Genomic DNA, 11,604 nt, shown 5'->3' with positions numbered 1-11,604 from the left:
ACAATGTGTTACACTTTATAAGCTAATGCTTGTCTGTCAATATTCAACGAAAATTCCTGCAAGTATTTGAAAAAAATAGAAAGAGACCTCTGCGTGGTGGGACGGGGCTTTTTGTGCTGGATAATATAGGCGGTCAGGGGAGCGGGAGAATCGGATAAATACGAATAGGTGAATCCACCCAGCGAAAAAGCATACTGTGCCATACCCAGCGGCACGATTGACCAGCGCCCGCTGTTTTTCAATACTTGCAATGTGAGAGGTGCTCCTGTAAGAAGTGTAGGACTGCTGTAAATATCACTGGGCCAGTGGTCATCATGCCAGTTTTTGAATTCCGGTGTCCAGGGAACATAGATTTCGTCCTGGGGATTTAAATCGGTATTGTCAACAGTTGAAATGCCTTTGTCAGATATGGTACTGGATTTTAATACGACTAAAGGTGTTTTTTTCCAGGGAGTGCAGAGAATATCAGGATATTTGATGTTCCGCCAGGCAATGGCTACGTCGATTTCCCTGCGTTCGAGCAGTGGATATAATTCTGCCGTATGCTCAGTGTGCAGGGATAAATGAATTTTTGGCTGATGATTCAGCAATTTTTGAAATAATGGTGGAAAGATAAAATCATTCAGGTATTGGACAGAGCCAAAGGAAAGAGAAAGTTTTTCTCCTTCTTCTTTGAAGTGATCCAGCTCTTTCCATAAAGCAGCCCAACGATGGGCGATAGGCATAAAATCCTGTCCCGAAGGAGTAAGTGAAATTTCTTTGATGCCCCGGCCCCGTTCCAACAGAGTAACGCCTAGTTCGGCTTCCAGATTCTGCAGACGGTGGGTAATAGCCGTCTGGGATACGTAGAGCTGTTCAGCCGCCCGGCTGATATTGCGGGTCTGAACGACGGTCAGGAAGGCTTCGATGTCGTGTATATGCATGTGTGATACTCCTTTTAGTAAATATGAAAATAATTGATTATTAATTATTTATTTATTCATTTTACTTTATTATAGCCTGGATATAAAATGATATCAAGACATGAAGCTTATACCGGTAAAGCATTAAACATGAATGTCATCATTTATATACATGAAAGGCGGAAAGAGAAGAATGAGTGTAGGATGCAAAATTATCAAAACGATTGAAAGACCAGATAAATCTTTAGTAGAAGCATTTAAGGGAATGCCTGTAGCCAATATTGATGACTGCATGAACCGTACAGCGGCAGTGCGGTCGGATATCTGCCCATTGAACAAGGCTCCTTTGCTGGGAACGGCGTTTACAGTCAAAGTACCGGAAGGCGATAATCTGATGTTCCATGTGGCTATGGATATGGCACAGCCGGGTGATGTCATCGTCATTGATGCCGGCGGCGATCCGAACCGTGCTATCTTTGGAGAACTGATGATTACCTATTGTCAGAAACGGGGCCTTGCCGGTGTCATCGTAGATGGAGCTATCCGTGATTCCGATGAAATAGCGGCTATGGATTTCCCTGTATATGCTAAAGCTGCGATTCCCAATGGTCCGTATAAAAATGGCCCGGGAGAAATCAATACGGTCATTTCCTTTGGGGGCAAAATCGTCCGCCCTGGTGATATCATCGTCGGTGATGGTGATGGTATTGTCGTCATCAAACCGGAAGAAGCAGCAGATATTGCAGCGGCGACGAAGAAGGTCATGGAAAAAGAAGCGGGAATCATGAAGCATATTGTAGAAGATGGCACCTATATCCGTCCCTGGGTAGCAGAAAAAGTTAAAGAAATTGGTGCAGAAATAATAGAGTAAATCAAATAATGATGTATGGAGTGTGAGTATTGTGAAATTAGGATTCATTGGGTTTGGTGAAGTAGGATACGAAATCAGCAGTGGGCTGGTAGAGCAGGGCTTAAAAGAAATTTATGCTTATGATGTGATGCAGAATCATCCGGAAAAGGGATATATTGTAAAAGATAAGGCGGAAAAAGCAGGGGTAACCCTTCTGGATTCTGACAATGATGTGGTAGAAAAATGCGATATGATTCTGATGGTCGTACCCGGTGCATTTGCACTGGATACGACGAAAGGATTGCTGGGCAGTGTGACACCGGGGAAACTTCTCGTCGATTTATCAACCAGTCTGCCCAGTGTCAAACGGACAGAAAATCAGTTGATCAGTGAAAACGGCGGGAATTTCATTGACGGGGCGCTTATGGCCAGCCTGAGTCAGGCTCATTATAAAGTACCTATTTTGGTTTCGGGCGCAAATTGTCAGCCTTTTATCGACGCGTTAGTCCCGTATGGCATGAATATCAAACAGATTACGGAAAAACCTGGTGATGCCATCGCAGTAAAATTTGTCCGCAGTATCTACATGAAAGGCATTGCGGCATTGGGAGCAGAAATGCTGGAAGCTGCCAACGTACTGGGCGTAGATAAACTGGTAATTGATTCGATTGGCAACACGCTGGATGGGAAATCATTTGATTTCAACAATAATTACCTTGTTGTAGCCAGTGCATGGCATGGAGCCCGGCAGGCTCATGAAATGAGTGACGTCATGAAGATGCTGGAAGACATTGGTGTGGCACCGATTATGACGCAGGCTACAGAAAAACGACTGGAATGGTTCCGTGATCTCGATGCACATACCTATTTTAATGAAAAACGACCAGAAAACTGGCAGGACGTAGCTGTACTTTGGGATAAAGTGCGGGAAGAAGGGAAATAATTGGCATTGTTTTAACGTAGGAGGTTTGTTATGGTAACGGAAGCAATCGAAAAACAAACGATGAGTAAAGTAAAAGTACGTTTGATACCGTTTCTGCTTATATTATATTTCTTCTGTTTACTTGACCGGGTAAACGTCGGTTATGCGGCATTGACGATGAACGCAGATTTAGGTATTTCTGCTGCTGAATATGGACTGGTTGCGGGAATCTTCTTTATAGGGTACTTTCTCTTTGAAGTTCCGAGCAATATTATTATGACCAAGGTAGGGGCCAGAAAATGGATTGGGCGGATTTTGATAACTTGGGGGCTGGTTTCTGCATTATGTGGCTGTATTCAGACGGCAACCCATTTGTACATCATTCGCTTTTTATTAGGTGTGATGGAAGCAGGCTTTTATCCCGGTGTCATGTTATACATGACATATTGGTTCCCAGCAAAAGACCGGGCCAAGGTGGTTACCCTGTTTATGCTGGCATTGCCTCTTTCTGCTGTTATTGGAGCACCGTTATCCGGACTTATTCTGGATCATGTACATGCTTTTGGATTACAAAGTTGGAGATGGTTATTTTTACTTGAAGGGCTTCCTACGTTTTTTGCAGGTATCATCACTTGGTTTATTTTGCCTAATAAGCCATCTGATGCTAAATGGTTGGCTAAAGATGAAGCAAATTGGTTGGAACAGACGATTGAAGAAGAACATGCAATGGTCGCTAAAAAGCATAAGCAATCCAAATGGAAAGCCCTTACTGGTGGAACTGTATGGCTTTTAGCAATTATATACTTTAGCAAGACATGTGCATTCTATGGCGTAAGCTTTTTCGCACCGACATTAATTAAGCATTTAACAGTAGGATTATCTAATTTCGAAATTGGTGTTTTCAACGCTGTTCCATTAATTATTGCCTCGTTCTTCATGATTTTCTGGAGCCGTCATTCTGATAAGACCGGTGAACGATATCTCCATGTTGCTACTTCCGTTTTTCTTTGCGGAATAGGTGTTATTGGATTAGGATTTACTAGTAGTCCGGTAATGGCCTTTATATTCTTGACCGTCGTATTTTGCGGAGCCTATAGTATTTATGGCGCCTTCTGGGCGATGACGTCTATGATCTTTTCAGGTGAGTTTGCTGCAATCGCGATGGCCGCTATTAATTCTATTGCTAATTTAGGTGGATTTGTAGGTCCTGTGGGTATTGGTGCGTTACGGGCTGCAACGGGAAGTAATCAGTACGGCTTTTACTTGATTGCAGGATTCCTGATAGCATCGACGTTAATTACTTTAGGATTAAAACAAGTTAATCAACGTAAGGAAATTCCGGTGGAAAGTAAAATATAAGTGATATAGCAATACACCTTATCCTGTTTTGGAGGTAAGGTGTATTGCTATTATTGCATATATGATGTTTCTTTTGTTATGGTATAGGTGAGAATGAAGATCTTGATAGTGACTGTATATAAGGAGTGGAGCGTATGCTGTAAGTAATGACTGGTAAAGAATGTAAAATTTGACGGTATGGAACTTCAGGTTCACACGATTAGTGCTTTTTGGCGCAGTTGTGTGGACCTTTTTTTGTTTTTTTCATGATATAATAAAGAAAAGATGAGTGTATTGACTATGTATGAAATGAACAGGAAAGCCCGGTATGATATGCTGGATTCACAACTAAGTGAGCATAATTTCAATCCTATGAATGATGTCCTGTTTAAGTTTGTATTTGGAAAACCGGAGCGGAAACAAATCACCATGGATTTTCTCAATGCCGTTGTTTCTGAAGATTTGGGTCATCCAATTTGTGACATTGTATTTGCCCCAACGGAATTGATACCGGATAGATATGACGAAAAATTATCGCGGCTGGATGTGGCCTGTACACTAGATAAGGGGGAACAGGTAGATATTGAAGTACAGGTCATCAATCAGAAAAATATGCAACGACGTACCTTGTGCTACTGGGCCAGAATGTACCTCATGTCTCTGCCTCCAGGAGGGGACTATAAAGACGTAAAACCCTGTATTATGGTCAACCTGTTACGGTTCAATATATTACCCCAGGAAGAGGCTCATTCGTTGTGGAGCGTGTATAATAAACAGACGGACGATCGGCTGAACAAGGATTTGGTATTACATTTTCTGGAAATCCCAAAATTTGTCAAAATGCCTGTGTCGCATATGACGAAAATGGAGCGGTGGCTGGCATTTTTTGCCAACAAACTGAATGCAGAGGAAAAGGGGGAACTGATCATGAGTGATGCAGCGATTCATGATGCCATGAAAGCGGCCCGGGAATTCATGCAGAATACAGCAGAACGAAGAGCCTATATTAACCGGGAAATGGCTATCATAGATTACAATACAAATACTAGGGAAGCCTTTGAAAAAGGAGAAGAAAAGGGGATTAAAAAAGGGGAGAAACGGCTTGGCACATTGATTCAATACCTGATGGACGAGCATAAATTGGACGACGCCCGGCGTGCCGTACAGGATGAGGCATTCCGCAATGAATTGTATAATAAGTATGGAATTTGATATAGTATAAATAATAGAAGCGCTGACAGTGAAAGATATTGCCAGCGCTTCTATTATTTATTTAAAGATGATTTTAATGAATTTTAGCTCCGAGATTTGTAAGAGTAGGTTTGTTTTCACTTACGCGGATGATTTCATCGACGGCACCTGTGCCCATACGGGTCAGGGCTTCGTACGTATTCGCGCCGTTATGGGGCGTGCCGACGAAATTGAAGCAATTAAAGAGTTTATCATGTGGGGGAAGTGGTTCTGAGACAAAAGCATCAAAACCGGCACCCCATATTTTCTTGTTTTGCAGAGCTTCATACAAATCGGTTTCATTGACGATACCGCCACGCGATGTGTTGATTAAGATGGTTGTCGGTTTCATCATTCCCAATTCACGTTTACTGATGAGATTGCGTGTAGCATCGTTTAAGGGAACAGAGATAGAAATGACATCACAGATTTTGATGATATCATCGATGCTTTTTACATGATGAAATCCCATCGATTCGCATTTTTCTGTGGAAATAAATGGATCATAGGCGTAGACATCCATATTAAAGCCGGATTTTAACTTCTTCCCGACGAGATAGCCAATGTGACCGATTCCGATGAGGCCTAATCTTTTACCTGTGATTTCATAACCTTTAAGATACATTGGCTGATTGCGTTCCAGCCCTTTTTCGTTATCTATATGGGCCTGTGTGATTTTTCGGGCACAATCAAAAATCAGTGCAACGGCTTGTTCGGCTACGGAATTAGAATTGGCAGTCGGTGTATTGGTTACGAGGATGCCTTTGCTTTTAGCATATGGAATATCGATGTTATCTGTACCGACCCCATGTTTAGCGATAATCCGGAGTTTGGGCATAGCATCTATCTGGTCTTTGCCAATTTTATAAGTACGGACAATGCATGCTTCTGCATCGGAGGGAGAATTGATTTTATCATCCTTCCACGTCACAACGTCCAGATGTTTACGTGCATATGCCAGTGCATCGTCAGAAATAGGATCAAAAATATATGTTTTCATCAAAAGCATCTCCTCTAACAGGTGGAAAACTAATTATTATTTGGAACAGAATCTGTTTTTTGAATCGGCTCTATCATGGTAATAAGAAGGAAAACAACTAATAACGAAATACCAGCAAGGAAGGTAAAGACATGATCCCAGCCAAACATGTCAAGTATCAGCCCTACGGCAAAAGGACCAAATGCTCCGCCTAATGAACCAGCAGTATTTACGATAGCTGCAGCAAATGGCACTTTATCTTTGGTGGCAATGCCCATAGGATAGGCTAAGAACATGGAATATCCAAGATTCAGGAAAGTACCGGCCAGTAAAAGAAGCAAACCAAGAATGGTCATATCATTAGGGGCATATTTTAGAGAATACATCAGAAAAACAGTACTGATAGCGGTAATCAGCATAACGGGTTTTCTGCGGCTATGAAATACTTTATCTGATAGTGTTCCACCAATAACATTGCCCAAGACGGCGCCAATCCATGGAGCGGAAGCAACTAATCCCACTTTCATAATGGCAAATTGCTTTACTTGCACGAGATATGTAGGAATCCATGTCATAATGGTGTAGGTAATGGCTACAAGGCAGAAATAGCCAGCCGCATCCGCCCATACATTCCACGATTTCAGGATTTCTTTATTGGATTTTAAGGGAGTTACTAGTTTTGTACGAATAATCTTATCAATAACTCCTTCAGGATGCTTTGCATTGGAGGATGTGCTTTTTTTGCTATCTTCCAGTGTGACAGTAGGATGTTCGATATAGTGAATTTCTGCTTCATTGACATGTCTGCTGTCACGAGGGTTATCGCGAACAAATAACCACCAAAGCACTGCAAGGAAAATACCGGGAATGGCAAACACGTAAAACACAGTCCGCCAGCCAAATTCAAGGATGATCCACGCACAGAGTGGTGGAACAAAAGCTGGGGCAAATTTAATCGATGATAAGTAGATACCTGTTGCCATACCTTTTTCCTGTGTGGGGAACCACTTATTGATTGTAGCAATAGATCCGATATTAATTGGCCCTTCAGCAAGACCAAGGAGTGCACGGGCCCATTTTAGATGCAGCCCAGAGTCAGCGATACCCATAATAAATGTAGCGATGGAAGTGAATAAAATTGAGACGGAGTAAAAACCTCTTACCCCTTTTTTACTATATAAATGACCAGCAGGAATCTGTATAACTGCATAGGTCAGATAGAAAAAACTGGCCATAGCGCCAATATCTGTATTGGTTAGTTCAAAACTTTTTTTGATAAATGGTACGACCATTCCGATATTGGAACGGTCTGCACCAGCTACCATGTAAACACAGAATATTAATGCTAAGACAAACCAGCGATATTGTGTTTTTTTCGAGACATTCATCTTAGTTTCCATAACCTGATACCTCTCCTTAATGAATGGAACTTGCTACTTCTTCCATCAGTTCCCGGGTTGGGTTCTTTTGATTCCGTTTTGATGTTTCTACGATGAGTTTGTACAGGTCTGTACCTGTTTCTTTAGCTACTTCTTTGTAGATGTTGACAAAGCTGGAATGACAGCCGGCATAGCCTAAAATCAGGTCTAATGGTTTTATGGGGGTATGATATCCTTCTTTTTCCGTGGCAGGCATCAGTTTGTCATCAATGAAATGGAGAAGAGCATAGAAATCGTATTGTAATGCTTTGCCTTCTCTCTGGAAAATAGCCAGAGCCCCTTCGGTTGTGATATTTCCTGCACTGCGGGCCATGCCCATGAGGCCACAGTCGATAAAATCTGCGCCGGCGGCTTCAGCAGCCTGGGCGTTTGCCATAGCCATTCCCAGATTGCTGTGGCCGTGGAACCCTACGGGAATTGAAACGGCGGATTTTACTTTCCGGGTATATTCAGCGGCTTGTTCCGGGAACATGTAACCAGCGGAATCCATGATTGTAATAGCCTGGACTCCGGCATTTTCCAGCATAGCTGCTTCGGCGGCCAGTTCATCTGGCGTGAGTACATAGGCTTTCATCAGGCTGTAGCGGGCTTCCAGACCGGCTCTGCGGACTATTTTAACGGCATTTACAGCCGTTTTGCCATCGCCTGCATTGGCACCGACACGCAGGAAGCTCAGACCTTTATGGGCAGCTTTGAAGATGAGTTCTTCATCGGCATTTTTGGCGGACTGGAACATGCCGATATGACCTCTTTTGACGTAAGGTTGGATGGCGTCTAAATATTCATCGTCAGTCACAGGAGAGTGTTTGCCTCCATGCTGCATACTGCCAAGGCCTGTGCAATGTCCCATTTCAATCACCGTTATATGACTGTCAAGCAGTCCTTCAATCATAAGTTTTGTTAAATCAGTAGAAAAACCAGCACCAACGACATTAGCTCCATCACGAAGCGTGCAGTCCATAATCTCCATTTTAATATCCTCCTAAAGTATACTACTATTGCATTTATCAGATACGTATCTTACATTGACATCTTAATACAGGAAGAATTAAAATAAAAACAAATAATAATTCAGATAATTATTTATATAGTGAATAATTATCTGAACGCATAATCAAAATATAAAATGGGGATAATGATATGGAAAAAGATTTATTAGAGACTTTCGTAACGCTGGCAAATGTGCAAAATATTAGTAAAACTGCACAGGTTTTGTACATATCCCAGGCTGCCGTCAGCCATCGCTTGAAAAAACTGGAGGAACATGTAGGGGAAGAATTGATTATTCGTAATAAGGGAGCCAAGCATACCCATCTTACGGCAGCGGGGGCGCGGTTTCTGCCACTGGCCCAGAACTGGCTGAGACTGGATCAGGATCTGGAAAATTTTCAGCATCGCCCTCAAACGTTGGAATTGACGATAGGGACGGTCAATAGTGTCAATAACTATTTATTCAGCGCATTTTACAATCAGTTGAAGACAGATCCCCTGGACTGGCGGCTGCATATCCGGACTCTTCATTCAAATGAAATATATGAACAGGTACGGCTCCATGTACTGGATATTGGATTTCCTCTGCGGGAACAACGGGTGCCCCATATCAGGGTCCGGAAGATTCATTCCGAAACCCTGATGGTAGTAAGCCGGCATAAAATACATAATAAAACTGTCCTGATGCCGTCTGATCTGGATGGCAGGAAGCAGATATATATCAACTGGGGGGCAGATTATGTCCATTGGCATAGTTTGTATTTTCCATCTTACATCATGCCGAAGTTTTCTGTAGATACGGCTAAGATAGCGGTTGATTTGCTCGATGATACGACGTGGTTCTTTGCTCCTTATAGCATATGCCTGGAACTCCGTAAACGGGAAGACTGCTATATCTCCGGACTGGCTGTGCAGACTCCTTCGCGGGATATGTATATGATTACCGATACGCAGATGGAAAAAATGAAGCGCCGTGAAATCACGCTATTTAAATGGAGAATTATTCATTATATCCGTCATAAAGAAAAAGAATTTATCGATATGCTTCATCGGTTTCACATGGAAAATCAGACAGAGTATGTCTTTGAAAAAGATATGAGAAAATAAAGTAAGCAATGAAAAAGCCGGAACAGAGGTGAGAAATTTTCTTCTCATTCTGTTCCGGTTTTTTATCGTACTATCCTGCTATGCTGCTGTCAGAACCCGTTCATAGGTGTTGGCTGCAAAGTCCTGGAGTGTATCCAGACGGAGCGATTCCTGCTTGCCCAGGGGCGTTCTGGCGATGGATTCGTTTACGTAGCTGACGTGCGTACCGGCAACCCACACATGGGGCGGCAGCAGATCGACGGCCTGGCGCAGGTTTTTTGAGATTTCATCGGAATATAAGTCGCGGTGCATAGTCGCAAAAATAGCTACTTTTTTTGCATTCAGCCGCTGTAATACGGACCGGGATACGCTATCCAATTTGTAATCTAAAAACCAGATGCCGGCAAAGACGATGTCGTAGTCGTCAAAGTGTTCCGGGGCTTGTTCCATGGGCAGGAAATCCGTGTTTTCGGGGAGTACGGAACGGATTGCTTCGGCAAATTTTTTCGTTCTGCCAGTTTGGGATGAGTAGAGTACGAGAGCCTTCATGATGGATGTCTCCTTTCTTGTATATCGGTCATTTGTTTTTTTTCTATGATTACTATATCATGATTATAACAGGATTTCTGTTACATTTACAACATATGTTTAAAAGAAATGATTATCAATAACGAATAAAGAAATGCCAGATAATGCATACGAGGGTATGTATTATCTGGCATCTCTGATTTTATAAAAGGTATAATATTATAGAAAATTACACAAATATAAGGTGGCCGACGAATATGACTAATGTCAGTGAAATGGCACTGAGTGCCGTCGTATTCATGACGACCTGGGTGGCATAATTGGGATTATTATCAAATTCCATGGCAAACATAGCCGTGTTGACGGCAGTTGGAATGGCACAATAGATGAGGAAGACGATGGCCCCGACCGCTGTAAAAGTGCCAGGCATGAAAACATTGGCGGTAAAAATGATAGCCAGGCCGATGACGGGCATTATGAAGAATTTTAAGATGCTGATTATCCAGACATCGGGATTCAGCCACTCGATTTTCGTTTGTGAAAGCTGCACGCCAATGGTAAACATAGCGACTGGTGTGATGGCTTGACTTGACATTTCCATAATAGGCCAGAAATAAAAGTTTTCTGCATGTAAGCCGAGATACCGGGTCAGGACCGCTGCTGCAAACAAATAAATAATTGGCATTTGGAACATTATTTTCAGTGTGTCCCGTGCAGTAAGTCTCCCGCGTCCGGCCTGATAGAGTCCCAGCGTATTTAGGCCGACACTCTGAACTACATAAATTATAATCCAGACGACCATCGCTTCATCCAGATACGGTGTCTGGCCATTTACAATAAATGGTTCATGAGAAAAGACCAGGATAATTAATGCGACGCCAAGGTTGCCAGTATTATTGAACATCAGCGCATTGCGGCATGATTCAGTCATTCCGGCGTCATAATGCTTCCACCGGCTGATAATATTGGCAATAACAAAAGAGATGAAGAGCAGGACAAACACACAGAGCAGGATATTTATACTGTTGCTGGGAAAATTTGTTTTATAAATGTTAGTGAAAATAAAGCTGGGAATGATGAGGAAAAAGAGCAATTTAGACAATGACTTGACAGCAATGTGAAATTTTCTGTCTACAAGGTAACCGATAAGTACCAGTGTAAACAGGGGCAGCATCGTATGTTCAAGAATGTAAAGGAAAACCATGGTAGGACCTCACTTCGGGTAAAAATATTTGGAACCATATGATTTTCTACTATACGAAACTTTATTGATTTTGTAAAATAGTAAATATCAAATGAATGTATCGCGATTTGGAATAGGTATAGAAACAGAATCTGAT

Annotated in this window: 11 protein-coding genes; 5 read left to right on the top strand and 6 right to left on the bottom strand. The window is 42.3% G+C overall.

The window, feature by feature from the left end; genetic code table 11:
• Positions 1 to 8: 8 nt before the first annotated feature.
• The gene (locus ACGTIC_RS13815) at positions 9 to 923 is read right to left on the bottom strand and encodes a LysR family transcriptional regulator (protein ID WP_113856364.1); all 915 of its coding nucleotides are present in this window, start codon (positions 921 to 923) and stop codon (positions 9 to 11) included.
• Positions 924 to 1,095: 172 nt separating this feature from the next.
• Between ACGTIC_RS13815 and ACGTIC_RS13810 the strand changes: the two genes are divergently transcribed.
• The 4 genes from ACGTIC_RS13810 to ACGTIC_RS13795 all read left to right on the top strand — a co-directional run bounded on the left by ACGTIC_RS13810 (position 1,096) and on the right by ACGTIC_RS13795 (position 5,224).
• The gene (locus ACGTIC_RS13810) at positions 1,096 to 1,773 is read left to right on the top strand and encodes an RraA family protein (RefSeq protein ID WP_113856363.1); all 678 of its coding nucleotides are present in this window, start codon (positions 1,096 to 1,098) and stop codon (positions 1,771 to 1,773) included.
• 31 nt (positions 1,774 to 1,804) lie between these two features.
• The gene (locus ACGTIC_RS13805; protein WP_162816292.1) at positions 1,805 to 2,695 is read left to right on the top strand and encodes an NAD(P)-dependent oxidoreductase; all 891 of its coding nucleotides are present in this window, start codon (positions 1,805 to 1,807) and stop codon (positions 2,693 to 2,695) included.
• 30 nt (positions 2,696 to 2,725) lie between these two features.
• Positions 2,726 to 4,033: an MFS transporter gene (locus ACGTIC_RS13800; RefSeq protein WP_113856361.1), complete on the top strand. Its 1,308-nt coding sequence runs from the start codon at positions 2,726 to 2,728 to the stop codon at positions 4,031 to 4,033.
• 279 nt (positions 4,034 to 4,312) lie between these two features.
• A complete protein-coding gene (locus tag ACGTIC_RS13795; RefSeq protein WP_113856360.1) occupies positions 4,313 to 5,224 on the top strand; it encodes an Rpn family recombination-promoting nuclease/putative transposase in 912 nt (303 codons plus the stop codon).
• Between the two features lie 73 nt (positions 5,225 to 5,297).
• Here ACGTIC_RS13795 and ACGTIC_RS13790 read toward each other — a convergent pair whose 3' ends face one another.
• Genes ACGTIC_RS13790 through ACGTIC_RS13780 form a run of 3 tightly spaced genes read right to left on the bottom strand, consistent with a single transcriptional unit; the run spans position 5,298 to position 8,630 of the window.
• Positions 5,298 to 6,242: a hydroxyacid dehydrogenase gene (locus ACGTIC_RS13790; RefSeq protein WP_162816291.1), complete on the bottom strand. Its 945-nt coding sequence runs from the start codon at positions 6,240 to 6,242 to the stop codon at positions 5,298 to 5,300.
• Positions 6,243 to 6,271: 29 nt separating this feature from the next.
• Positions 6,272 to 7,621, bottom strand: coding sequence for an MFS transporter (locus ACGTIC_RS13785; protein ID WP_257536562.1), 1,350 nt, complete (start codon positions 7,619 to 7,621; stop codon positions 6,272 to 6,274).
• A gap of 16 nt (positions 7,622 to 7,637) precedes the next feature.
• Positions 7,638 to 8,630, bottom strand: coding sequence for a hypothetical protein (locus ACGTIC_RS13780; RefSeq protein WP_394522378.1), 993 nt, complete (start codon positions 8,628 to 8,630; stop codon positions 7,638 to 7,640).
• 170 nt (positions 8,631 to 8,800) lie between these two features.
• Here ACGTIC_RS13780 and ACGTIC_RS13775 point away from each other — a divergent pair, with 170 nt between their 5' ends.
• Positions 8,801 to 9,757, top strand: coding sequence for a LysR family transcriptional regulator (locus ACGTIC_RS13775; protein ID WP_059076573.1), 957 nt, complete (start codon positions 8,801 to 8,803; stop codon positions 9,755 to 9,757).
• Positions 9,758 to 9,835: 78 nt separating this feature from the next.
• Here the strand turns inward: ACGTIC_RS13775 and ACGTIC_RS13770 are convergent, their stop codons facing one another.
• Both ACGTIC_RS13770 and ACGTIC_RS13765 read right to left on the bottom strand, forming a co-directional pair.
• The gene (locus ACGTIC_RS13770; protein WP_113856357.1) at positions 9,836 to 10,285 is read right to left on the bottom strand and encodes a flavodoxin family protein; all 450 of its coding nucleotides are present in this window, start codon (positions 10,283 to 10,285) and stop codon (positions 9,836 to 9,838) included.
• 208 nt (positions 10,286 to 10,493) lie between these two features.
• The gene (locus tag ACGTIC_RS13765; RefSeq protein ID WP_059076575.1) at positions 10,494 to 11,468 is read right to left on the bottom strand and encodes an AEC family transporter; all 975 of its coding nucleotides are present in this window, start codon (positions 11,466 to 11,468) and stop codon (positions 10,494 to 10,496) included.
• Positions 11,469 to 11,604: the final 136 nt, after the last annotated feature.

The organism is Megasphaera hexanoica (assembly GCF_043520715.1).
Taxonomy (GTDB): Bacteria; Bacillota; Negativicutes; order Veillonellales; family Megasphaeraceae; genus Megasphaera; species Megasphaera hexanoica.
This window is presented reverse-complemented; position numbering and strand designations above follow the sequence as displayed.

Coding starts and splice junctions, on each gene's coding strand:
- ACGTIC_RS13815 (WP_113856364.1), bottom strand. CDS start 923: ATGCATATACACGACATCGAAGCCTTCCTGACCGTCGTTCAGACCCGC.
- ACGTIC_RS13770 (WP_113856357.1), bottom strand. CDS start 10,285: ATGAAGGCTCTCGTACTCTACTCATCCCAAACTGGCAGAACGAAAAAA.
- ACGTIC_RS13810 (WP_113856363.1), top strand. CDS start 1,096: ATGAGTGTAGGATGCAAAATTATCAAAACGATTGAAAGACCAGATAAA.
- ACGTIC_RS13795 (WP_113856360.1), top strand. CDS start 4,313: ATGTATGAAATGAACAGGAAAGCCCGGTATGATATGCTGGATTCACAA.
- ACGTIC_RS13775 (WP_059076573.1), top strand. CDS start 8,801: ATGGAAAAAGATTTATTAGAGACTTTCGTAACGCTGGCAAATGTGCAA.
- ACGTIC_RS13780 (WP_394522378.1), bottom strand. CDS start 8,630: ATGGAGATTATGGACTGCACGCTTCGTGATGGAGCTAATGTCGTTGGT.
- ACGTIC_RS13765 (WP_059076575.1), bottom strand. CDS start 11,468: ATGGTTTTCCTTTACATTCTTGAACATACGATGCTGCCCCTGTTTACA.
- ACGTIC_RS13790 (WP_162816291.1), bottom strand. CDS start 6,242: ATGAAAACATATATTTTTGATCCTATTTCTGACGATGCACTGGCATAT.
- ACGTIC_RS13800 (WP_113856361.1), top strand. CDS start 2,726: ATGGTAACGGAAGCAATCGAAAAACAAACGATGAGTAAAGTAAAAGTA.
- ACGTIC_RS13785 (WP_257536562.1), bottom strand. CDS start 7,621: ATGGAAACTAAGATGAATGTCTCGAAAAAAACACAATATCGCTGGTTT.